This window comes from Pseudomonas sp. SIMBA_068 (assembly GCF_046534705.1).
GTDB lineage: Bacteria > Pseudomonadota > Gammaproteobacteria > Pseudomonadales > Pseudomonadaceae > Aquipseudomonas > Aquipseudomonas putida.
On sequence record NZ_JAWRYI010000004.1, the window covers coordinates 308,771 to 331,473 of the forward strand.

The window sequence follows — 22,703 nt, forward strand, 5'->3', positions numbered from 1 at the left end:
TCAGTTCTCCAGTACGCTCAGCAGGCCAAGGGGCAGGGGCACGTCCATCACGCGGTCGAACAGCCAGTAGAGCAGCAGGCTCATGCCGACGACCACGAGGGCGCTGTGCAGCCAGCGGCCGCCATACAGCCGGGCCATGGGCAGGCCGACAAGGATGGCGCTGAGGATGAAACCCAAGGCTTCGAAGGTGGCCGCGAAGACGATCAGCAGGCCGACGCAGGCGGTGATCTTGGTCAGGGTTTCGCGGTCCAGTTCCGGTTCGTCGTCCTTGCGCACGATGGGCGTGGGGCGGAACACCAGGTACAACAGGCCCAGGCCCATCAGGCCGAGCATCAGCAGCGGATAGGCGCGCGGGCCCACCGGTTCATAGGAAAACGCCGCCTGGTAGGGCCAGGCCATCACGGCCAGGGCGGCGCACACCGCCAGCAGGACCAGGGCGAAGATGCGTTGCAGGATCATTGGGGAATCCTCGTCGGGATTGCTCAAGTGAGATGCAAATCCTGTGGGAGCGGCCTTGCGTCGCGATCGGGCGCGAAGCGGCCGCCAAACCTGCCGATGCGATCTGTCCGAAGCATCGTATCGGCTGTGCCAGGGGCCGCTGTGCGGCCCATCGCGGCTCAAGGCCGCTCCTACAGGGGTGGTGGTGAGTCCGACAGGCTTACTGGATCAGGCCAAATTCCTTGGCCAGTGCCTTGTAGTCGGCCACTTGCTTCTTCACATAGCCGTCCAGCTCTTCGCCGGTCATGGCGAACGGGAACAGCTCGCGCTGGTCCCGCAGCTCGGCGAAGTCTTGCGAGGCCAGCATCTTGTCGAACGATGCCTTCCACCATGCGTAGTCCTCGTCGCTCACCTTTGGCCCCAGATAGAAGCCGCGCACTACCGGCCAGACGATGTCGTAGCCCTGCTCCTTGGCGGTAGGGATGTCTTTCATCTCGGGCTCGTCCAGGCGGTTTTCCGAGAACACCGCAAGGATGCGCATGTTGCCGCTCTGGATGTGCGGCATGGAGTCGGAGATGTCGGTAGAGCCGACCTGGATATGGCCGCCCAGCAGCGCCGTGGCAATTTCGCCACCGCCTTCCAGGGCCACATAGCGCAGGTCACGCGGGTTGATGCCGGCGGCCTTGGCGATCAATGCGGTTTGCATCCAGTCCTGGCTGCCGACGGTGCCGCCAGAGCCGATCACCACCTTGCTGGGGTCTTTCTTCAAGGCCGCGACCAGGTCGTCGAGGGTCTTGTAGGGCGAGTCGCTTTTCACCGCAATGGCGCCGTAGCTGGTGCCGACAGCTGCCAGCCACTTCACGGCGTTCTCGTCGAAGCGGCCGAACTTGCCTTGGGCCAGGTTCAGCAGGGAGCCACTGGACCAGGCCACCAGGGTGCCGGCATCGGCCGGGCGTTGAGCGACCACGGCGTTGTAGGCCACCGCGCCGACACCGCCGGGCATGTAGGTGACGCGCATCGGCTTGCTGAGGATCTTTTCCTGCACCAGGGCGCTTTGCACCAGCTTGCAGGTCAGGTCGAAGCCACCGCCGGGCGAGGCGGGGGCGATGCATTCAGGGCGTTTCGGTTCGGCGGCAAGGGCGTTGCCGGCCAGCAGCAGGCAGCCGGTAGCGAGGACGAGGCGGCGCAGTGAAAAGGTCATCGTCTATCTCCGTGAGCGTTGTTGTTTTTGGATTACCGCTATGGGGTTACCACAGCGCTACGCTGTAGCTCACCAGCAGCCTCACTTCGTCCGCGTCGCGGGCGAAGTTGGAGCGGAAGGTGGCATTGCGCAGGCGCACGGCGACGTTCTTCAACGGGCCGCTTTGTACCACGTACTTCAATTCGGTGTTGCGTTCCCACTCTTTGCCTTCGCCACCGGCGGCACGGCTGACGTTGTCACCGCTGATGTAGCGGGTCATGAAGGTCAGGCCGGGTACGCCGAGCGCGGCAAAGTTGTAGTCGTAACGCGCCTGCCAGGAACGCTCGTCGGCACCGGCGAAGTCGTTGATCTGGACGAAGTTGACCAGGTACGGGTCGGCGCCATCGACATACGGGAAGGCGCTGTCGCCGGATAGCTGCTGCCAGGCGGCGCTGACCTTGTGCCCGCCCAGGGCGTAGCTGAGCATGCCGTTGACGGTGGTGTTGTCGATGTTGCCGGCTTTGGCAGCGCCAGCATCGTCACTCACTGCCAGGCGCAGGTCGGCGCCCAAGGTGCCCGGCCCCCAGGGTTGGGTGGCGACCATGCCGATGAAGTGCTGGCGGTAGATGTCGTCGAGCTGGGCGAAGTGGTAGCTGCCGGTGATGCGGTCGGTGAACTGGTAGTCCAGGCCGGCCAGGGCCAGGTTGTCGGCGCTGAACGTGCCACCAAAGCGGCCGTTCTTGTTGTTCAGCGCCAGGTCTTCCCAATTGGTGTCGTTGCGGTCCTTGGCCTTGTCCAGGCGCCCGCCCGTGAAGGTCAGGCCCTTGATCTCTTTCGAAGTGAGCAGGCCGCCCTCGAAGGTTTGCGGCAGGATGCGCCCATCGTTGGGCTGCAGCGTCGGCAGCTCAGGGATCAGGGTGCCGATCTTGAGTTCGGTCTGGGAAATTTTCACCTTACCGGTGAGGCCCAGCTTGGAGTATTCGTCGGCGGCCTTGCCGTCATCATGGGTCGGCAGCAGGCCGGTATCGGTGCGGTCGGGGCTGGAGTCGAGCTTGATGCCGAGCATACCCAATGCGTCCAGACCGAAGCCTACGGTGCCATCGGTGTAGCCGGACTCGAAATTGAGGATGAAGCCCTGGGCCCACTCGTCGCGCTTGGATTGCTGCGCGCTGGTGCCATCGCGGAAGTCGCGGTTGAAGTACATGTTGCGGGTTTCGAAGGTGGCCGTGCTGTCTTCGAAGAAGGCGGCCTGGCTCATCGGGGCGACACCGGCAAGCGCGAGGGCGCTGGCGATGGCAGAGGGGCGTGCGGCAAAGGAACGGGTAGGCGCGAACGCCTGCGGCTGCAATGACAGCATCGTCGATGACTCCGTTTATTGTTCTTATTCGTTGCACCTTGCTGGTGCTTTTTTCGGCGCGAGGAGCGACCGTGGTGCGATGCTAGGCAACGAACCTTTCGCTAACCTTTCAACGAGAAAGGTTTGTCAGAAGGGGCTTCACAGGCCTGGCGACAGCGGTACACTCCGCGCCACCGCCCCACCCGAGCAGGGAGAAACCGATGCGTGTGCTGCTGGTCGAAGACCACCTGCAACTGGCCGAAAGCGTGGCCCAGGCCTTGAAAAGCCACGGCCTGACTGTGGATGTGCTGCATGACGGCGTGGCCGCCGACCTGGCCCTGGCCAGCGAGGAATACGCCGTGGTCGTGCTGGATGTCGGCTTGCCACGCATGGACGGCTTCGAGGTACTGGCGCGCCTGCGCGGCCGTGGCAAGACCGTGCCGGTGCTGATGCTGACTGCCCGCAGTGACGTCAAGGACCGTGTCCATGGCCTGAACCTGGGGGCCGACGACTACCTGGCCAAACCGTTCGAGCTGACCGAGCTGGAAGCACGGGTCAAAGCCTTGCTGCGCCGCAGTGTGCTAGGTGGTGAGCGCCAGCAACGTTGCGGGCCGCTGGTCTACGACCTGGATACCCGGCGCTTCGCCCTGGGCGACGACAACCTGACCCTGACCTCGCGCGAGCAAAGTGTGCTGGAAGCGCTGATCGCCCGCCCAGGCCGGGTGATGAGCAAGGAGCAACTGGCTGCCCAGGTATTCGGCCTGGACGAAGAAGCCAGCCCCGACGCCATCGAGATCTACATCCACCGCCTGCGCAAGAAGCTCGACGGCCACCCGGTGGCCATCGTCACCTTCCGCGGCCTGGGCTACCTGCTAGAGCACCGCGATGCGTGACAACGGCAGCCTGCGCGGGCGACTGCTGGGCAACCTGGCCTTGCTGCTGGTGGTGCTGATGCTGGCCAGCGGCCTGAGTGCCTACTGGAACGGCCGCGAAGCCGCCGACACGGCCTACGACCGCACCCTGCTGGCCTCGGCGCGAACCATCGCCGCCGGGCTTTCGCAGCGTGACGGCTCGCTGAGCGCGGATGTGCCCTACGTGGCGCTGGACACCTTCGCCTACGACAGTGCCGGGCGTATCTACTACCAGGTGCTGGACATCAAGCAGCGGCTGATTTCCGGCTACGAGAACCTGCCACCGCCGCCACCCGGTACGCCACGTACTGATGACTATCCGGCCTTGGCGCGGTTCTACAACGCCACCTACCTGGGTCAGGACGTGCGCGTCGTCAGCCTGCTGAAGGCAGTGAGCGAGCCGAACATGAACGGCATGGCAGAAATCCGTGTGGCCGAGACCGAGGAGGCGCGGGTGCGCATGGCCCGTGGGTTGATGGCCGACACCCTGCTGCGCCTTGGCATGCTGGCGCTGGGAGCGCTGGTAATGGTGTGGTTTGCCGTGAGCGCGGCGTTGCGGCCTCTGGAGCGCCTGCGCACGGCGGTAGAGGAGCGCCAACCGGATGATCTGCGGGCGCTGCCGGTGGTGCAGGTGCAACGTGAGCTAAGCCCGCTGGTGCGGGCCTTGAACCACTTCACCGAGCGTTTGCGCGGCCAGTTCGAGCGCCAGGCGCAGTTCATTGCCGATGCCGCCCATGAACTGCGTACGCCGCTGGCGGCCTTGAAGGCTCGGGTCGAGCTGGGGTTGCGCTCTTCCGAGCCGCAGGAGTGGCGGCAGACCTTGGAATCTGCGGCGCAGGGCACCGACAAGCTGACCCATCTGGCCAACCAGTTGTTGTCGCTGGCGCGGGTTGAAAACGGTGCACGGGCGATTGCCGAAGGCGGTGCGCAGCGCCTGGACTTGAGTCAGCTGGCCCGTGAGCTGGGCATGGCCATGGCGCCTTTGGCGCACAAGCGAGGGGTGGCGCTGGCCCTGGAGGCCGAGGCCCCTGTATGGCTCAAGGGTGAGCCGACGCTGCTCAACGAGCTGTTGAGCAACCTGGTGGACAACGCCCTGGCGCATACGCCAGCGGGGGGCAATGTGATCTTGCGGGTAGTGGCGCCGGCTGTGCTGGAGGTGGAGGATGACGGCCCGGGCATTCCCGAGGCTGAACGCGAGCGGGTGTTCGAGCGGTTCTACCGGCGCAGTGCGCAGGGTAGCGGGCTTGGCCTGGCGATTGTCGGCGAGATCTGCCGGGCGCACCTGGCGCAGGTAAGCCTGCATGATGGCGAGAAGGGTGGGTTGCGGGTGCGTGTAAGTTTTATTGCCGATTGATGTGTTGCCTGTACCTGCCTCTTCGCGGGTAAACCCGCTCCCACAGGTAATGTCCATTCCTGTACGAGCAGCCTTGTGCTGCGAAAGGGCCGGCACAGGCTGAGGCACGTCAGCGCAACATGCTCCGCGCCTCGAGCAGTTCATCCACTTCCAGCTCTGTACCGAACGGCAGCCCAAGATGGCGGTACGCCGGCAGTGCCGCCAACGGCCGATGGCGGCCACGCTGGCTGATGCAGCGGGCGATCTGCACGATGTCGATGTAGTCGACCTTGTCGGTCTGCCGGTCCAGGTCCTGAACCTGGCTCGGCAACTTGATCAACTGCTCCGGAAACTCCCAGGCCTTGAGGATCTTGTCCCCCAGCACTGGCTGGATCTGCTCGATCACGTAGTGCAGGCAAACCGGGTCGGACAACAGCTCGTTGTGCTCTTCGGCATAGATCAGCACCGGCAAGGCGCCGATCTGGTTGACCAAGCCGCCCAAAGTGGCCTGTTCAGGCTTGAGCTGGGTATAGCGACGGCAGATTTCGTAGCTGATGCCTGCCACTTCCAGGCTGTTGGTCCAGATATCGCGAAGCTTCTGTTCAACCGCCGGTGAGCGGGCATGGAAAATCTGCTCGATCACCAGGCCGATGGCCAAATTGCAGCTGTAGTTGATACCCAGCCGCGTGATGGCGGTATGCAGGTCGGTGACCTCGACCGCCGCGCGCAGCAGCGGGCTGTTGACCACCTTGATCAGGCGCGCTGAAAGGGCCGCGTCGCGACCGATCACCTTGCTCAGGGCCGCTACGCTGATCTCGCTGTCTTCCGCCGCCTCACGGATGCTCAAGGCAACCTCGGGCAGGGTCGGCAAGACCAGATCATCCTTTTCGATGGCATTGAGCAACTGTGCTTGAACCATCTCGGCCAGCTTGTTCATGGGCGTGTCTACCGCAGTGGTGGTGCGGCCCCGCCACGGTGGCGGGGCAGGCTGGTCAGCGCTGGATTTCCCGGTCGCGGTCCAGTTCGTAGGGCAGGGTCAGCACCTGCAGGCGCGGGCCTTCGAGGCTGCCCAGGTGCAGGTTGTCGTCTGCCACCGCGTCGGCGCTGAGCACCGCGAGCAGTTCACAGCCGGCGCCGTTGCCGGCAGCAATGACCACTTCACCGACCGAGGAACCATGGGTGGGCGAGAAGATCTCGGCACCTGGGGCCGGAATGGCCTGCTGGTCCAGTGCCAGGCGGTACTGGCGGCGTTTGAGCTTGCCCAGGTACTGCATGCGGGCAACGATTTCCTGGCCGGTGTAGCAACCTTTCTTGAAGCTCACGCCGTCGACGGCCTGCAGGTTGATCATCTGCGGGATGAACAACTCACGGGTCGGCCCCATGACCTGGCCGATACCGGCACGCACCTGCCCAAGCAGCCAGTCGTTCAGGCTGCCTTCAGGCAGGGCGCCGGCGAGGGCCTGGCGTACCGTGTCGGCGTTTTCTGCCGGTACCCACAGCTCCACACGCCCCTCGGACACGGTAATGGCGATCAGGCCTTCATGGCGCACGGTACTGCCGGCGCCTTCGGGCACGTCGAGACCCAGTGCCAGCAGCGCAGCGTCACCGCCTTGCAGACCAAAGCGTGCCCAGGCGGCGCTTTCATCAGTCAGCGTGGCCTTGGAAAATACAGCGTATTTCTTCAGGTCGGCCAGTTGCGCCTCAAGCAGTTCGCTGGCCATGGCCAGCAGGTAGCCGTTGCCTTCGGGCAAGATGCGGAAGCTCGATTGCATGCGCCCCTTGACCATGCAGCGGGCGCCCAGGCTGGCGTGTTCCTGGCTGAGGTAGTTGATGTTGCAGGTCAGCTGGCCTTGCAGGAACTTGCCTGCATCGGAGCCGCGGACGGCGAGGATGCCCTCGTGGGACAGGGGGCAGAAGAAAGCGGAATCGGCCATGGGTCATCGCGGTGGCTAAAGACTGGCGGCCATCATAGAACGCCGGTAACAAAATAGGTAGGTGACTAGACCAACGCCCGGTGTCGCTGCGCTCGCCGGGCTGTATACTGGCGGGCCATTCGAGGAGGGCCCCATGGTCGAACAAACTGAACTCAACCGGCTTTTCTGGCATAGCCGCCGCGGCATGCTGGAACTAGACGTACTGCTGGTGCCTTTCACCCAGGAAGTCTACTCCACCCTCAACGAGACCGACCGCGAACTGTACGTGCGTCTGTTGAGCTGCGAGGACCAGGACATGTTCGGCTGGTTCATGGAGCGCACCGAGTCCGAAGACCCGGAGCTGCAACGCATGGTCCGCATCATCCTGGACCGTGTCCAGCCCAAGTGAGTGTTTCGAGTGCCGCTGGCAAGGCTCGCGCCTGCTGCTAGCGGCCTACCTGGGTTGCCAGGTGCTGGCGTGGCTTGCCGTGTGGGCGAGCCCGTTGCCTGATTGGCTCTCCTTTTCTGTTGTCGCCGCCTGTATCGCCCACGCTGGCTGGGCCATTCCCCGACGAATCCTGTTGACCCATGAGCATGCCGTTGTCGGCCTGCGCCGTGATGTGCGCGGCTGGCAGGTGTTCTGCCGTGCCCGTGGCTGGCAACCGGTGCGATTGTGCCGGGACAGCGTGGCGTTGCCGCGGCTGGTGGTGTTGCGCTTTGAGCGGGCGGGGCGATGGATGGGGCAGAGCCAGTGCATACCGCAGGATGCGCTGGGGGCGGATGAACATCGGCGCTTGCGGGTGCGGCTGAAGTTCAGCCGGCGCAGGTGGGCTGAGGTGGGGGCGAGTCGGGGCTGACAGGTGTTCGCCGTAGCAGGTTCAGCGCCTGTGAGATCGAGCGCCACCCGCGCGGCGCTTCGCAGCACAAGGCTGCTCCTACATTTGTTTCGGGCCAGTATCGCCTGTGGCAGACGCGCGCGACCTCCTTGTTTGAACGACGCGATATCGAGCCATGCTCCAAGTCGTTCGCGCGCAAATCTCACAGAAATAATTGGCCCGAAACAGATGTAGGAGCAGCCTTGTGCTGCGAAGCGCCGCGCGGGCGGCGCTCGATCTCCCGGGCGCCACCGTTTTCAAAGCGGACTGAGGATGGTGTCCTTGGCTTCGTCCAGCATCCCCGGGTAATCCAGTGTGTAATGCAAGCCACGGCTTTCCTTGCGCTGCATGGCCGACAGGATCATCAGTTCGGCCACCTGCGCCAGGTTGCGCAGTTCGATCAGGTCGCGGCTGACCTTGTAGTTGCTGTAGAACTCGTCGATTTCATCCAGCAGCAGGCGAATGCGGTGCTGGGCGCGCTGCAGGCGCTTGCTGGTACGCACGATACCCACGTAGTCCCACATGAAGCGCCGCAGCTCGTCCCAGTTGTGCGCGATGATCACGTCTTCGTCCGAGTCGGTGACCTGGCTGGCATCCCACCCCGGCAGCGCCGTGGGCATGGACACGTGTTCCAGATGCGCCTCGATGTCGGCAGCGGCGGCACGGCCATAGACAAAGCATTCCAGCAGCGAGTTGCTGGCCATGCGGTTGGCACCGTGCAGGCCGGTGAAGCTGGTTTCGCCGATGGCGTACAAGCCTGGCACATCGGTGTGGCCGCGATCATCGACCATCACCCCGCCACAGGTGTAGTGCGCCGCCGGTACGACCGGGATCGGCTGGCGGGTAATGTCGATGCCAAAGGCCAGGCAGCGCTCGTACACGGTGGGGAAGTGGCCCATGATGAAATCGGCCGGCTTGTGGGTGATGTCCAGGTACACGCAGTCCACGCCCAGGCGCTTCATCTCGTGGTCGATGGCGCGGGCCACGATGTCGCGCGGGGCCAGCTCTTCGCGCGGGTCGAAGCGTGGCATGAAGCGCTCGCCATTGGGCAGGCGCAGCAGCGCGCCTTCACCGCGCAGTGCTTCGGTGATCAGGAAGCTCTTGGCCTGCGGGTGGTACAGGCAGGTCGGATGGAACTGGTTGAATTCCAGGTTCGCCACCCGGCAGCCCGCCCGCCAGGCCATGGCGATGCCGTCACCGCAGGCGCCATCGGGGTTGCTGGTGTAGAGGTAGACCTTGGCTGCACCGCCGGTGGCCAGCACGGTGAAGCGCGCGCCGAAGGTGTCCACCTCACCGGTGTTGCGGTCGAGCACGTAGGCGCCCAGGCAACGCTCGCCCGGCAGGCCCAGGCGGCGTTCGGTGATCAGGTCGACCGCCACGCGTTGCTCCAGCAGCTGGATGTTCGGGCGTCGGCGCGCCTGTTCCAGCAGCGTGGTGAATATGGCTGCGCCGGTGGCGTCGGCGGCGTGGATGATGCGTCGGTGGCTATGGCCGCCCTCACGGGTGAGGTGGAATTCAAAGCCGCCATCGTCAACGCTGGAGTGCTCGTCGCGGGTAAAGGGCACCCCTTGCTCGATCAGCCACTGGATGGCTTCGCGGCTGTGTTCGACGGTAAACCGCACCGCATCTTCATGGCACAGGCCGCCGCCGGCATTGAGGGTGTCCTCGACATGCGACTGCACGGTATCGGTATTGTCCAGCACCGCCGCGACGCCACCTTGGGCCCAGAAGGTCGAGCCGTTGGCCAGGTCGCCCTTGCTGAGCACGGCAACGCGCAGGTGGCTGGGAAGGTTCAGTGCCAGGCTGAGACCGGCGGCACCGCTGCCGATCACCAGGACATCATGTTGGAATTGTTGGCTCATGTCGGGACACTAGTAATCTTTAGAGAGGGCGCGGCACAATAGTCACGCGCAGATGGCATTGTGAAACTATCGTTAAACTTGGCCAGGTTGCCTTTATAGCAGCCCGAGGTGGCCAATTTCCATGCCACTTGGCCACTTACCGAGGCGCGCGGCAACCTTTGTGGGAACTTTCCGATATGGCCGGAAATCCTATGAAGGTTGCCCGCACGTCACAATTTGCCGCGGCGACGCAGGGTTGCAGGCCTGTCCGGGCTGTCCCGGCGTATTCGAAACCTGATTATCGACGTAGCCGGCCGTGACCGCGCCACGTCTTCCGTGCCAGCCGACCAAGGGCTGCAGGAAACTTGCTTGGAGGGGAGAACTTTTGCGTAAAGCCCGAGTCTATGGTTGCAAGCCTGATCGATGGGTGTTGCACCGCTCCTTCGAGTTCACTGAGGAGTGTTCATGCTAACCCAGGAAGAGGATCAGCAGCTTGTCGAGCGCGTGCAGCGCGGTGACAGGCGAGCGTTCGATCTGTTGGTGCTGAAGTATCAGCACAAGATTCTCGGGTTGATCGTGCGGTTCGTTCACGATACCCACGAGGCCCAGGATGTAGCACAGGAAGCCTTTATCAAGGCCTACCGTGCGCTTGGCAATTTCCGCGGTGACAGTGCGTTTTATACCTGGCTGTACCGCATCGCCATCAACACGGCGAAGAACTACCTGGTGTCCCGTGGAAGACGGCCGCCAGACAGCGATGTGAGCTCCGAGGATGCGGAGTTTTATGACGGCGATCATGGCCTCAAGGATCTCGAGTCCCCAGAGCGCTCGTTGTTGCGGGATGAAATCGAAGGCACCGTCCATCGCACCATCCAGCAACTGCCCGAAGACCTGCGTACGGCGTTGACCCTGCGCGAGTTCGACGGGCTGAGTTACGAAGACATTGCCAGTGTCATGCAATGTCCGGTGGGTACCGTGCGCTCTCGAATCTTCCGCGCTCGGGAGGCCATAGATAAAGCCCTGCAGCCGTTGTTGCAGGAAACCTGAGACAGCGGCGACAGCCAAGAGAGGAACCGCCATGAGTCGTGAAGCTTTGCAGGAATCGCTGTCCGCGGTGATGGATAACGAAGCGGACGAACTGGAACTGCGTCGGGTGCTGAGCGCCGTAGACGATGCCGAAACCCGTGCCACCTGGTCGCGTTACCAGGTAGCGCGTGCAGCCATGCACAAGGAGCTGCTGCTGCCCAACCTGGATATCGCCTCGGCGGTGTCTGCGGCGCTGGCTGACGAAGCCGTGCCGGCCAAGGTCAACAAGGGCCCATGGCGCAGCGTCGCTCGCCTGGCGGTCGCCGCCTCGGTCACCGTTGCGGTGCTGGCAGGCGTGCGGATGTACAACCAGGACGAGATCACCGGCGCCGAGCTGGCTTCGCAGCAGCCTGCACAACAGGGCCTGAGCATGCCACAGACTCAGGGTCCGGCGGTGTTGGCAGGCTATAGTGAAAGCAGTGAGCAACCGACCGGTCCGATGGCCAACGGTGTGCTGCAAAACCAGGCTGGCTGGGATCAGCGTCTGCCGGGCTATCTGCGTCAGCATGCCCAGGAGTCCGCGCTCCAAGGCACTGAGACTGCCCTGCCGTACGCCCGTGCCGCCAGCATGGGAAACCCCGCTAAGTAAGGAGGATCATGCGCGCGCTACCTCTTCTGTCGCTGCTGATTGGCAGCTGCATGACTGTGCCGGTATTGGCAGCCAACTCCTCGCCCCAAGCGAGCGAGTGGCTTGGCAAGCTGGCACAAGCCGAGCAAAAGCAGAGTTATCAGGGCTCGTTCGTCTACGAACGCAACGGTAGCTTCTCTTCCCACGATATCTGGCACAGGGTCGATGACGGCAAGGTCAGCGAGCGGCTGCTGCAGCTTGATGGCGCCGCCCAGGAAATCCTGCGCGTGGATGGCAAGGTGGAGTGCGTCAGTGGGGCGTTGGTCAGCGGTGTGACTACTCCTGCGGATGCTGCTCAGCGTGTGCTTGATCCGCTGAAACTGATGGGCTGGTACGATTTGAGCGTGGCGGGCAAGTCACGGGTCGCCGGGCGCGATGCCGTGATCGTGACGCTCACTCCCCGCGACCAGCACCGCTATGCCTTCGAACTGCACCTGGATCGCAACACTGGCCTGCCGCTTCGCTCGTTGATGCTCAACGACAAAGGGCAGTTGCTGGAGCGCTTCCAGATGACTCGCCTCGATACCACCAAGCCGCCCAGCGACGATGACCTGCGCCCCAGTGCTTCCTGCAAGCCGGTGCAGCGTGTTGCCCCTGCCAGCAGTGACAGTGTCGCCGGCTGGCGCTCGGACTGGCTCCCGCCAGGGTTCGAGCTGGTCAACAGCTCGGTACGGCGTGACCCCAAGCGTGACAGCACGGTCAGTAGCCTGATGTACGATGATGGCCTGGCGCGCTTCTCGGTGTTCCTTGAACCCGTGAAGGACGATGCCGGGACCGATGTGCGTACCCAGCTTGGCCCGACATCGGCGGTTTCGCGGCGCCTGAACACGCCCAAGGGCAAGGTGATCGTCACCGTGGTCGGCGAAATTCCGCTGGGTACGGCAGAACGCGTCGCATTGTCGATGCGCCCTCAGGATGCCCAGGCGCGCCAGTAATGGTGCGCTTTTGCGGGCCATGCGAAGGCGAATGGATATGCGCCTGAAATGAAATTAAAGCATTGTCATTTGCAATCTACTGGCAAATTTTTTATAGGTCAGGCTTCTTGGAGTCTGGCCTTTCCTGCTTTGTGCAGGGGCCTTTCTAAACTACCGCTCGTTGTGACGGGAGTCGTATGTCAACACCACGCTTGAAATCCTACCTATCGATGTTCGCCGCCGTGCTCATGCTCGGCCAGGTGCTCACCGCCCAGGCCGAGGAAGCCCTGCCCGACTTCACCACGCTGGTAGAGCAGGCCTCGCCGGCAGTGGTCAACATCAGTACCAAGCAGAAGCTGCCGGACCGTCGCGTTGCCGCTGGGCAGATGCCGGACCTGGAAGGCCTGCCGCCGATGTTCCGCGAATTCTTCGAGCGCAACATGCCGCAGCAGCCGCCCTCGCCGCGTGGCGACCGTCAGCGTGAGGCGCAATCGCTCGGTTCGGGCTTCATCATTTCCAGCGATGGTTATGTGCTGACCAATAACCACGTGGTGGCCGACGCCGACGAAATCATTGTCCGCCTGTCGGACCGCAGCGAGCTGCAGGCCAAGCTGGTCGGCACCGACCCGCGCACCGACGTGGCCCTGCTCAAGGTCGAAGGCAAGAACCTGCCGATCGTGAAGCTGGGTGATTCCGAGAAGCTCAAGGTGGGCGAGTGGGTGCTGGCCATCGGTTCGCCGTTCGGCTTCGACCATTCGGTGACCAAAGGTATCGTCAGCGCCAAGGGCCGCACGCTGCCCAACGAGACCTATGTGCCGTTCATCCAGACCGACGTGGCCATCAACCCGGGTAACTCGGGCGGCCCGCTGTTCAACATGAAGGGCGAAGTGGTGGGTATCAACTCGCAGATCTTCACCCGTTCTGGCGGCTTCATGGGCCTGTCGTTCGCCATCCCGATCGATGTGGCGATCGATGTGTCCAACCAGTTGAAGAAAGACGGCAAGGTCAGCCGCGGCTGGCTGGGCGTGGTGATTCAGGAGGTCAACAAGGACCTGGCTGAATCCTTCGGCCTGGACAAGCCGGCGGGTGCGCTGGTGGCCCAGGTGCTGGAAGACGGCCCGGCAGCCAAAGGTGGCCTGCAGGTGGGTGACGTGATCCTGAGCATGAACGGCCAGCCGATCGTCATGTCGGCCGACCTGCCGCACCTGGTCGGTAGCCTCAAGGACGGCGAAAAGGCCAAGCTGGAGATCATCCGCAACGGCAAGCGCCAGACCCTGGATGTGGGTGTCGGCGCGATGCCGGATGACGATGCCGACATCGGTGCCGGTGCCCAAGGCAGCGCCGAGCGTAGCAGCAACCGCCTGGGCGTTTCGGTGGCCGACCTGACCGCCGAGCAGAAAAAGTCCCTCGAACTCAAAGGCGGCGTGGTTATCAAGGAAGTGCAGGATGGCCCGGCAGCGATGATCGGCCTGCGCCCGGGTGACGTCATCAGTCACCTGAACAACCAGGCCATCGGTTCGGCCAAGGAATTCACCGAAATCGCCAAGGAACTGCCGAAGAACCGCTCGGTGTCCATGCGCGTGCTGCGTCAGGGGCGTGCCAGCTTCATCACCTTCAAGCTCGCTGAATAAGCGGTTTTGCAGGCAGGAAAGGGCAGCTACGGCTGCCCTTTTTCATGAAAATTCACAATTGCGGGCGCCAAAGCGCGGTACAGCCCGATAGAGGAATCTCCCATATCCCTGCTGCTTGAGGTACAATTCCCGGCTATTTTTCGGCGGGCGTCCCGGCTCGCAGCCTTTTCGAGTGTTGACCCGTGAGTGATTTGAGTCATATCCGCAATTTCTCCATCATCGCCCACATCGACCATGGCAAGTCGACGCTGGCCGACCGTTTCATCCAGATGTGCGGTGGCCTGTCGGCGCGCGAAATGGAAGCCCAGGTGCTTGATTCGATGGACCTGGAGCGCGAACGCGGGATTACCATCAAAGCCCACAGCGTCACGCTTCACTACAAGGCGCAAGACGGCAAGACCTACCAGCTGAACTTCATCGACACCCCCGGCCACGTCGACTTCACCTACGAAGTCTCGCGCTCGCTGGCGGCCTGTGAAGGCGCACTGCTGGTGGTGGACGCTGGCCAAGGCGTTGAAGCCCAGTCCGTTGCCAACTGCTACACCGCCATCGAGCAGGGCCTGGAAGTCATGCCGGTCCTGAACAAGATGGACCTGCCCCAGGCCGACCCGGACCGCGTCAAGGACGAGATCGAGAAGATCATCGGCATCGACGCCACCGACGCCGTGGCCTGTAGCGCCAAGAGCGGCATGGGCGTAGACGAGGTGCTCGAGCGCCTGGTGCACACCATCCCCGCGCCTGTAGGCGAAATCGACGCGCCCCTGCAGGCGCTGATCATCGACTCCTGGTTCGACAACTACCTGGGCGTGGTCTCGCTGGTGCGTGTGCGTCAGGGCCGCGTCAAGAAGGGCGACAAGATTCTGGTCAAGTCCACCGGCAAGGTGCACCTGGTCGACAGCGTGGGTGTGTTCACCCCGAAACATACCCAGACCGCTGATCTGAAAGCCGGCGAAGTAGGCTTCATCATCGCCAGCATCAAAGACATCCACGGTGCGCCGGTGGGTGACACCCTGACCTTGTCCTCGACCCCCGAGGTCGAAGTGCTGGCGGGCTTCAAGAAAATCCAGCCGCAGGTCTACGCCGGCCTGTTCCCGGTCAGCTCCGACGACTTCGAAGACTTCCGCGACGCATTGCAGAAGCTCACCCTCAACGACTCGTCGCTGCAGTACATGCCGGAAAGCTCCGACGCCCTGGGCTTCGGCTTCCGTTGCGGTTTCCTCGGCATGCTGCACATGGAGATCATCCAGGAGCGCCTGGAGCGCGAATACGACCTGGACCTGATTACCACCGCACCGAGCGTGATCTACGAGCTCGAGCTGAAGACCGGCGAAACCATCATCGTCGATAACCCGTCAAAACTGCCGGATGTCTCGGCTGTGACCGACTTCCGCGAGCCGATCGTCACCGCGACCATCCTGGTGCCGCAGGAACACCTGGGTAACGTCATCACCCTGTGCATCGAGAAGCGTGGCGTGCAGCGCGACATGCAGTTCCTCGGCAGCCAGGTGCAGGTGCGTTACGACATGCCGATGAACGAAGTGGTCCTGGACTTCTTCGACCGTCTCAAGTCCACCAGCCGCGGCTATGCTTCGCTGGATTATCATTTTGATCGCTACCAGTCGGCCAACCTGGTCAAACTGGACGTACTGATCAACGGCGACAAGGTCGATGCCCTGGCATTGATCGTGCACCGCGACAACGCGGCCTACAAAGGCCGTGCGTTGACCGAGAAGATGAAGGAACTGATCCCTCGGCAGATGTTCGACGTGGCGATCCAGGCAGCCATTGGCGGCCAGATCATCGCGCGGACAACCGTCAAGGCGCTCAGAAAGAACGTACTGGCCAAGTGCTACGGTGGTGACGTCAGCCGTAAGAAGAAACTGCTGGAGAAGCAGAAGGCCGGTAAGAAACGCATGAAACAGGTAGGCAACGTGGAAATTCCACAAGAAGCCTTCCTCGCCGTGCTCAGGTTGGATAGCTAGGTCCTATGTCGCTAAATTTCCCGCTGTTGCTAGTCATCGCCGTCTTTGTCTGCGGTCTGCTGGGCTTGATCGACCTGCTGTTCCTGGCCCCGCGCCGGCGTGCGGCAATCGCCAACTATCAGGGCAGCGTCAGCCAGCCCGAGATGGCCGTTGTCGAGCGCCTGAACAAGGAACCGTTGCTGGTCGAGTACGGTAAATCGTTCTTTCCGGTGCTGTTCATCGTGTTGGTGCTGCGTTCATTCCTGGTCGAGCCGTTCCAGATCCCTTCGGGGTCGATGAAACCGACCCTGGAAGTGGGCGACTTCATCCTGGTGAACAAGTTCTCGTACGGTATTCGCCTGCCGGTGATCGACAAGAAGGTCATCGAGGTGGGTGACCCGCAACGCGGTGATGTAATGGTGTTCCGCTATCCGAGCGACCCGAACGTCAATTACATCAAGCGAGTGGTCGGCCTGCCGGGCGACCAGATCCGCTACACCAACGACAAGCGGCTGTTCGTCAACGGCCAGCCGATTGCCGAACAACTGGTGGGCACCGAACCGGGCACCTTGGGCAGCGCCGAGCTGTACAAGGAAAAGCTCGGCGAGGCCGAACACCTGATCCGCAAGGAAATGAGCCGTTATCGCATGCCGCCGGACCAGCAGTGGACCGTGCCGGCAGGCCATTACTTCATGATGGGCGACAACCGCGACAACTCCAACGACAGCCGTTACTGGGATGATCCGAACATTCCCAAGGAACTGCACGGCATGGTTCCGGACCGGAACATCGTCGGCAAGGCCTTTGCGGTGTGGATGAGCTGGCCAGAGCCCAAGCTCAGCCACCTGCCCAACCTGTCGCGGGTCGGCCTGATCCATTGATACCCATCGGCGCTGTCCAGCAGACAGCGCCGAATGCATTTCTGACATAGGCTGTGTTCTCAGGGATCGGGAGATTCGTCGCATACGGCGGCGGGCCACAGCCAAACAGTCTTTCAGGATGTTGATTTGAACAACGCGTTGAACAACAAACGGGTGGTTGCATGAGTGCTTCCCTTGCCCATCTGGAGCGAAAGCTCGGTTATACCTTCAAGAATCAGGACCAGATGCTTCTGGCGCTGACCCATCGCAGCTACGCCGGGCGCAATAACGAGCGCCTGGAGTTTCTCGGTGACGCCATTCTCAACTTCGTCGCCGGCGAAGCGCTGTTCGAGCGCTTCCCGCAGGCTCGCGAAGGCCAGCTGTCGCGCTTGCGCGCGCGCTTGGTCAAGGGCGAGACCCTGGCCCGCCTGGCCCGTGGTTTCGACCTGGGCGAATACCTGCGCCTGGGTTCGGGTGAGCTCAAAAGTGGCGGTTTCCGTCGTGAGTCGATCCTGGCCGACGCCCTGGAGGCACTGATCGGTGCCATCTACCTGGACGCCGACATGGACACGGCCCGGGAACGCGTCCTTGCCTGGCTGGCCGACGAGTTCGAAGGCCTGACCCTGGTCGACACCAACAAGGACCCGAAAACCCGCCTGCAAGAATTCCTGCAATCGCGCAGCTGTGAGCTGCCGCGTTACGAAGTAGTGGATATCCAGGGTGAACCGCACTGCCGTACTTTCTTCGTCGAATGCGAAGTGGTGCTGCTGAACAACAAAAGTCGTGGTCAGGGCGTTAGCCGGCGTATTGCCGAGCAAGTCGCTGCCGCGTCCGCACTGATCGCCCTGGGCGTGGAGAATGGCAATGACTGATAACAACCCGACGCGCTGCGGCTACGTGGCCATTGTCGGCCGCCCCAACGTGGGCAAGTCGACCTTGCTCAACCACATCCTGGGCCAGAAGCTGGCGATTACTTCGCGCAAGCCGCAGACCACCCGCCACAACATGCTCGGCATCAAGACCGAAGGTGATGTGCAGGCGATCTACGTCGACACCCCCGGTATGCACAAGGCCAACGACAAAGCCTTGAACCGCTACATGAACCGCAACGCCTCGGCGGCCCTGAAGGACGTCGACGTGGTGATCTTCGTGGTCGACCGCACCAAGTGGACCGACGAGGACCAACTGGTGCTGGAGCGTGTGCAGTATGTGACCGGCCCGCTGATCATCGCGGTCAACAAGACCGACCGCATGGAAGAGAAGGCCGAGCTGATCCCGCACCTGCAGTGGCTGCAGGAGCAACTGCCAAACGCCGAAGTCATGCCTATTTCTGCGCAGCAGGGGCACAACCTCGAAGCGCTGGAAGCACAGATCGCCAAGTATCTGCCCGAGAACGATCACTTCTTCCCGGAAGACCAGATCACCGACCGCAGCAGCCGCTTCCTGGCCGCCGAACTGGTGCGCGAGAAGATCATGCGCCAGTTGGGTGCCGAGCTTCCGTACCAGATCACCGTGGAAATTGAAGAATTCAAGCAGCAGGGCCATGTGCTGCATATTCACGCGCTGATCCTGGTCGAGCGCGACGGCCAGAAAAAAATCATCATTGGCGACAAGGGCGAGCGCATCAAGCGCATCGGCTCCGAGGCGCGCAAGGACATGGAAGTGCTGTTCGACTCCAAGGTCATGCTCAACCTGTGGGTCAAGGTGAAGGGCGGCTGGTCCGACGACGAGCGCGCCCTGCGCTCGCTGGGCTACGGCGACCTCTAAGGCTCAAGGCGGCCCTTGTAGGAGCGGCCTTGCGTCGCGAAAGGGCTGCGAAGCAGCCCCAGCCATTTTGGCGGCAATGCTGAAATCCGGGGGGCCGCGTTGCGGCCCATTCGCGACACGAGGCCGCTCCCACAACCACGGGCTGGGTGAACGCTAATGGAACAAACTGTCGGCCAGCCAGCCTACGTGCTGCACAGCCGTGCCTACAAGGAAACCAGCGCGCTGGTGGACTTCCTCACGCCGCAGGGCCGCATGCGCGCTGTACTGCGGCGTGCGCGTGGCAAGGGCGGCAGCCTGGTGCGGCCGTTCGTGCCGCTTGAGGTGGAGCTGCGCGGGCGTGGCGAGCTGAAGAATGTCGGGCGGATGGACAGCGCCGGCATCGCCGCCTGGCTGCACGGCGATGCCCTGTTCAGCGGGTTGTACCTCAATGAACTGCTCATGCGCCTGCTGCCCGCCGAAGCGCCGTTCCCGGCCCTGTTCGAGCACTACGCCCTGACCTTGCAGGCCTTGGCCGCCGGGCGCCCGCTGGAGCCGCTGCTGCGTTCGTTCGAATGGCGGCTGCTGGACGAACTCGGTTATGCGTTCTCCTTGAATCATGACGTCAACGACCAACCCATCGCCGCAGACGGGCTGTACCGCTTGCGTGTGGATGCCGGCCTGGAGCGGGTCGAACTGGTGCAACCCGGCCTGTTTCGCGGCATCGAGCTGTTGGCCCTGGCCGACGCCGACTGGGGCACTCCAGGCGCTTTGCTCGCGGCCAAGCGCCTGATGCGCCAGGCACTGGCGGTTCACCTGGGCGCAAAACCGTTGGTCAGCCGGGAACTGTTTCGCAAGCGCTGATCACGACGTATGCTGTGGGGCTCAACCTTCAGGAGAGCCTTTCGTGACTCACAGCAACCGCATGCTTCTTGGCGTAAACATCGACCACGTGGCGACCCTGCGCCAAGCCCGGGGCACGCGTTACCCTGACCCTGTCAAGGCTGCCCTGGACGCCGAGGAAGCGGGCGCCGATGGCATCACCGTGCACCTGCGCGAAGACCGTCGGCACATCCAGGAACGCGACGTGGTGCTGCTCAAGGATGTGCTGCAGACGCGCATGAACTTCGAAATGGGCGTCACCGAAGAGATGATGGCCTTTGCCGAGAAGATCCGCCCGGCGCACATCTGCCTGGTGCCTGAAACCCGTCAGGAACTGACTACCGAAGGTGGCCTGGACGTGGCGGGGCAGGAGGCACGGGTCAAGGCGGCCGTGGAGCGCCTTGCCCGCACCGGTGCCGAAGTGTCGCTGTTCATCGATGCTGACGAGCGCCAGATCGAGGCCTCACGCCGGGTGGGTGCGCCGGCCATCGAGCTGCATACCGGGCGTTATGCCGACGCCGAAACCCCGACCGAAGTGGCCGAGGAGTTGCAGCGTATTGTTGATGGCGTGGCGTTTGGCGTGGGGCAGGGGCTGATCGTCAATGCTGGCCACGGGCTGCATTACCACAACGTCGAGGCGGTGGCGGCGATCAAGGGCATCAATGAGCTGAACATTGGCCACGCGCTGGTGGCGCATGCCTTGTTTGTAGGCTTCAAAGCCGCAGTGGCCGAGATGAAGGCACTGATCGTGGCGGCTTCGCGCTGATAGGGTGGTTGCCTGTTCTGGCCCTTTCGCGGGTAAAGCCGCTCCCACAGGGATTGTATAAGCCTCAAGGCCTGTGAAGTCCCTATGGGAGCGGGCGAGCCCGCGAAAGGGCCGGTGCTGGCAGCCAATTACTCTGCAGCAAACACCAAAGTGAAGCGGGTAGGCCCCAAGGGGCTGCTGTTCACTTCGACCCGCCCGCCATGCAGCTGCATGATCGACTTCACGATCGCCAACCCCAACCCGGTTCCGCCCTCCAGCCGCGAACGCCCCGGGCCCACCCGGTAAAACCGCTCGAACAGGCGCGACTGGTGTTCTGTAGCAATGCCGGGCCCCTGGTTCTCTACCGAAAGCCATACTTCGCTGCCTGAACGTTTAATCCGCAACTCGACTCGCTCACCCTCAGGGCTATGGCGGATGGCATTGCTCAACAGGTTCGACAACGCCCGCTGAAACATCAGCCGATCCCCCAGCGCCGTTCCCCACCCCAGCACACGCAGCTCAACTGCTTTCCCCTCGGCACTGAAGGCAAACAGCTCGACAACTCGCGCTGCCTCGTCAGCCAAGGCCAAGGGTTTCAATGCAACCTGCGTTTGCGGCTGGCTGACCTGGGCAAGAAACAGCATGTCATTGATGATGCGGTTGAGCCGGGTCAGCTCCTCGATACTGTCTTCCAGCACTTCCCGGTAGTTGGCGTTGTCCCGCTCACGGGCCAGGGTCACTTGCGCCTTGCCCATCAGGTTGCTCAACGGGGTACGCAACTCATGGGCCAGATCGTCGGAGAACTGCGACAACTGGCTCACGCCCTGATCGAGGCGGTCGAGCATCACGTTGATGCTGCTGGCCAGTTGCGCCAGTTCTTGCGGCAGGCCGGTCGCCGGCAGGCGATGTTGCAGGTCCTGGGCCGACACTTGCCCGGCAATGCGCCGGAAGCGCCGCAGCGGTTTCAGGCCGCGCTGCATCAGCCACCAGGCGCCAGCACCGATCAATAGCAGCAGCAGTGGCAAGGCGAGCAAGGTCGAATGCAGGTAGGCCTGCAGCAGGGCGTTGTCGTCGGCGCGGTTGAGCGACATCATCACCTTCACCGGCGTGTTGTCGCGCAGGCGCATCAGCCGGGTCACGCTGAGGAACTGGTTGCCGCTGCTGTCGCGCCATGCGTGAAAGGCCAGGCGGGCATCGGTGTGCAACTCGCTCACCCGCGACTCCAGGGCCGGGCCGAGGCTGAGCAGGTGCGGGTGGCGGCCGTCCAGGGCCAGTACGCTGAGGCTGAGGTTGTCATGCCCCATTACCAGGTCGAGCAGCGGATGGGCGCGGGTGCCCAAGTCCTCGCTGCGCAGATCGACGCGCAGGTTGTGTTCAACCTGCAGCATCTTGCGCGCCAGGTCTTTGCGGGCGCGGCTGTCCAGTTCGTGATCCAGGGCGAACACGGCCAGGCAGGCCAGCAGCAGCACCAGTGCGGCGCCCATCAGTGTCACGCTCAGGCCCAGGCGCAGTGACAGGCTGGCGTTTTTCAAGCGCGCGCCTCCAGTACATAGCCTACGCCGCGCAGGGTATGGATCAGCTTGTTGTCGAACGGGTCGTCGATCTTCGCCCGCAGGCGACGGATCGAAACCTCGACCACGTTGGTGTCGCAGTCGAAATTCATGTCCCATACCAACGAGATGATCTGGGTGCGCGAAAGCACTTCACCACTTTGGCGCATCAGCAGGTGCAGCAGGGCGAACTCCTTGGCGGTCAGGTCAATGCGCTGCCCGCCGCGGTAGGCGCGGTGGCGGCCGGGGTCCAGTTCCAGGTCGGCGACGCGCAGGGTGCTGGGCTGCAGCTGCTGATCGTTACGGCGCAGCAGGCTGCGGATACGCGCCAGAAGTTCAGGGAATTCGAAGGGCTTGAGCAGGTAGTCATCGGCGCCCAGGTCCAGGCCTTTGACCCGGTCGGCCAGGCGACCATGGGCGGTCAGCATCATGATGCGCGTGGCCGATTCGGCACGCAGCCGCTGCAGCACGGTCCAGCCATCGATTTCAGGCAGGTTGACGTCGAGGATGACCAGGTCGTAGGGCTGTTGGCGGGCCAGGTGCAGGCCGTCGGTGCCGGTGTGGGCGCAGTCGACCACGTAGCCGTTTTCGCGCAGGCCCTGTTGCAGGTAATCGGCGGTACGCAGTTCGTCCTCGATGATCAGTAGGCGCATGGGAGGCTCGATATGATGAAAGGGGGGCGATTCTCGACCCTGTAGTGACATCAGGGTCAAGGAGCAGGATGTTACGGCATGCATATGGCGCTGCGGCGCAGATAACGGATTTGTAATCCTGCTGTTATCTGGCTGTCTGTCAGGGCCCTTTCGCGGGTAAACCCCCTCCCACAGATCCTGTAGGAGCAGCCTTGTGCTGCGAAGAGGCCCCGACAGGCAACAC

22 protein-coding genes are annotated in these 22,703 nt (G+C 63.0%); 14 read left to right on the forward strand and 8 right to left on the reverse strand.

Annotated features, from left to right (window positions below; all coding sequences use genetic code 11):
- The 3 genes from SB756_RS13060 to SB756_RS13070 form a co-directional block, all read right to left on the reverse strand.
- Window positions 1-459, reverse strand: a complete 459-nt coding sequence (locus SB756_RS13060; RefSeq protein ID WP_016498162.1) for a tripartite tricarboxylate transporter TctB family protein — start codon at window positions 457-459, stop codon at window positions 1-3.
- A gap of 199 nt (window positions 460-658) precedes the next feature.
- Window positions 659-1,639 carry a Bug family tripartite tricarboxylate transporter substrate binding protein gene (locus tag SB756_RS13065; RefSeq protein ID WP_049275301.1) on the reverse strand — a complete coding sequence of 327 codons (981 nt, stop codon included), beginning with the start codon at window positions 1,637-1,639 and terminating at the stop codon, window positions 659-661.
- A gap of 46 nt (window positions 1,640-1,685) precedes the next feature.
- The gene (locus SB756_RS13070) at window positions 1,686-2,975 is read right to left on the reverse strand and encodes an OprD family porin (RefSeq protein ID WP_063422238.1); all 1,290 of its coding nucleotides are present in this window, start codon (window positions 2,973-2,975) and stop codon (window positions 1,686-1,688) included.
- A 200-nt stretch (window positions 2,976-3,175) separates the two neighbouring features.
- Between SB756_RS13070 and SB756_RS13075 the strand changes: the two genes are divergently transcribed.
- Together SB756_RS13075 and SB756_RS13080 are read left to right on the forward strand one after the other, a co-directional pair.
- Entirely contained in the window at window positions 3,176-3,847 is a 672-nt protein-coding gene (locus tag SB756_RS13075; RefSeq protein ID WP_016498165.1) for a response regulator, read from the forward strand.
- Complete coding sequence (locus SB756_RS13080) at window positions 3,840-5,219, forward strand: sensor histidine kinase (protein WP_016488836.1); 1,380 nt, start codon at window positions 3,840-3,842, stop codon at window positions 5,217-5,219. Before SB756_RS13075 ends, SB756_RS13080 begins: the two co-directional genes overlap by 8 nt.
- Window positions 5,220-5,328: 109 nt before the next feature.
- Here the strand turns inward: SB756_RS13080 and SB756_RS13085 are convergent, their stop codons facing one another.
- A complete protein-coding gene (locus SB756_RS13085) occupies window positions 5,329-6,135 on the reverse strand; it encodes an HDOD domain-containing protein (RefSeq protein WP_341796649.1) in 807 nt (268 codons plus the stop codon).
- Between the two features lie 55 nt (window positions 6,136-6,190).
- Window positions 6,191-7,132: a YgfZ/GcvT domain-containing protein gene (locus SB756_RS13090; protein WP_341796648.1), complete on the reverse strand. Its 942-nt coding sequence runs from the start codon at window positions 7,130-7,132 to the stop codon at window positions 6,191-6,193.
- 133 nt (window positions 7,133-7,265) lie between these two features.
- On the opposite strand from SB756_RS13090, the gene SB756_RS13095 reads away from it, so the two are divergent.
- Window positions 7,266-7,520: a succinate dehydrogenase assembly factor 2 gene (locus SB756_RS13095; RefSeq protein WP_016498168.1), complete on the forward strand. Its 255-nt coding sequence runs from the start codon at window positions 7,266-7,268 to the stop codon at window positions 7,518-7,520.
- The gene (locus SB756_RS13100; RefSeq protein WP_410910930.1) at window positions 7,504-7,968 is read left to right on the forward strand and encodes a protein YgfX; all 465 of its coding nucleotides are present in this window, start codon (window positions 7,504-7,506) and stop codon (window positions 7,966-7,968) included. Before SB756_RS13095 ends, SB756_RS13100 begins: the two co-directional genes overlap by 17 nt.
- A 275-nt stretch (window positions 7,969-8,243) precedes the next feature.
- Here the strand turns inward: SB756_RS13100 and nadB are convergent, their stop codons facing one another.
- Window positions 8,244-9,848 carry an L-aspartate oxidase gene (nadB, locus tag SB756_RS13105; RefSeq protein WP_241799942.1) on the reverse strand — a complete coding sequence of 535 codons (1,605 nt, stop codon included), beginning with the start codon at window positions 9,846-9,848 and terminating at the stop codon, window positions 8,244-8,246.
- Window positions 9,849-10,292: 444 nt separating this feature from the next.
- Between nadB and rpoE the strand changes: the two genes are divergently transcribed.
- From rpoE to pdxJ, 10 genes are all read left to right on the forward strand, one after another.
- Window positions 10,293-10,874, forward strand: coding sequence for an RNA polymerase sigma factor RpoE (gene rpoE / locus SB756_RS13110; RefSeq protein WP_003252049.1), 582 nt, complete (start codon window positions 10,293-10,295; stop codon window positions 10,872-10,874).
- A 31-nt stretch (window positions 10,875-10,905) separates the two neighbouring features.
- Window positions 10,906-11,502, forward strand: a complete 597-nt coding sequence (locus SB756_RS13115) for a sigma-E factor negative regulatory protein (protein WP_016498171.1) — start codon at window positions 10,906-10,908, stop codon at window positions 11,500-11,502.
- An 8-nt stretch (window positions 11,503-11,510) separates the two neighbouring features.
- Window positions 11,511-12,476, forward strand: a complete 966-nt coding sequence (locus SB756_RS13120; RefSeq protein ID WP_410910931.1) for a MucB/RseB C-terminal domain-containing protein — start codon at window positions 11,511-11,513, stop codon at window positions 12,474-12,476.
- Window positions 12,477-12,685: 209 nt separating this feature from the next.
- The gene (locus tag SB756_RS13125; RefSeq protein ID WP_410910967.1) at window positions 12,686-14,086 is read left to right on the forward strand and encodes a DegQ family serine endoprotease; all 1,401 of its coding nucleotides are present in this window, start codon (window positions 12,686-12,688) and stop codon (window positions 14,084-14,086) included.
- 182 nt (window positions 14,087-14,268) lie between these two features.
- On the forward strand, window positions 14,269-16,068 hold the full coding sequence (lepA, locus tag SB756_RS13130; protein ID WP_016498174.1) for a translation elongation factor 4: 1,800 nt from the start codon (window positions 14,269-14,271) through the stop codon (window positions 16,066-16,068).
- Window positions 16,069-16,073: 5 nt separating this feature from the next.
- Window positions 16,074-16,928 (forward strand): signal peptidase I, encoded by an 855-nt coding sequence (gene lepB, locus SB756_RS13135; protein ID WP_049276347.1) that lies wholly within the window; start codon window positions 16,074-16,076, stop codon window positions 16,926-16,928.
- Window positions 16,929-17,089: 161 nt separating this feature from the next.
- Window positions 17,090-17,779: a ribonuclease III gene (gene rnc, locus SB756_RS13140; RefSeq protein ID WP_016488825.1), complete on the forward strand. Its 690-nt coding sequence runs from the start codon at window positions 17,090-17,092 to the stop codon at window positions 17,777-17,779.
- Window positions 17,772-18,674 (forward strand): GTPase Era, encoded by a 903-nt coding sequence (gene era / locus SB756_RS13145; protein WP_264360582.1) that lies wholly within the window; start codon window positions 17,772-17,774, stop codon window positions 18,672-18,674. Before rnc ends, era begins: the two co-directional genes overlap by 8 nt.
- Window positions 18,675-18,830: 156 nt before the next feature.
- On the forward strand, window positions 18,831-19,514 hold the full coding sequence (gene recO / locus SB756_RS13150) for a DNA repair protein RecO (RefSeq protein ID WP_410910932.1): 684 nt from the start codon (window positions 18,831-18,833) through the stop codon (window positions 19,512-19,514).
- Window positions 19,515-19,575: 61 nt separating this feature from the next.
- Complete coding sequence (gene pdxJ, locus SB756_RS13155) at window positions 19,576-20,298, forward strand: pyridoxine 5'-phosphate synthase (RefSeq protein ID WP_410910968.1); 723 nt, start codon at window positions 19,576-19,578, stop codon at window positions 20,296-20,298.
- 128 nt (window positions 20,299-20,426) lie between these two features.
- Here the strand turns inward: pdxJ and SB756_RS13160 are convergent, their stop codons facing one another.
- Both SB756_RS13160 and SB756_RS13165 read right to left on the reverse strand, forming a co-directional pair.
- On the reverse strand, window positions 20,427-21,809 hold the full coding sequence (locus tag SB756_RS13160) for a heavy metal sensor histidine kinase (protein ID WP_410910933.1): 1,383 nt from the start codon (window positions 21,807-21,809) through the stop codon (window positions 20,427-20,429).
- A complete protein-coding gene (locus tag SB756_RS13165) occupies window positions 21,806-22,480 on the reverse strand; it encodes a heavy metal response regulator transcription factor (RefSeq protein WP_410910934.1) in 675 nt (224 codons plus the stop codon). Before SB756_RS13165 ends, SB756_RS13160 begins: the two co-directional genes overlap by 4 nt.
- Window positions 22,481-22,703: the final 223 nt, after the last annotated feature.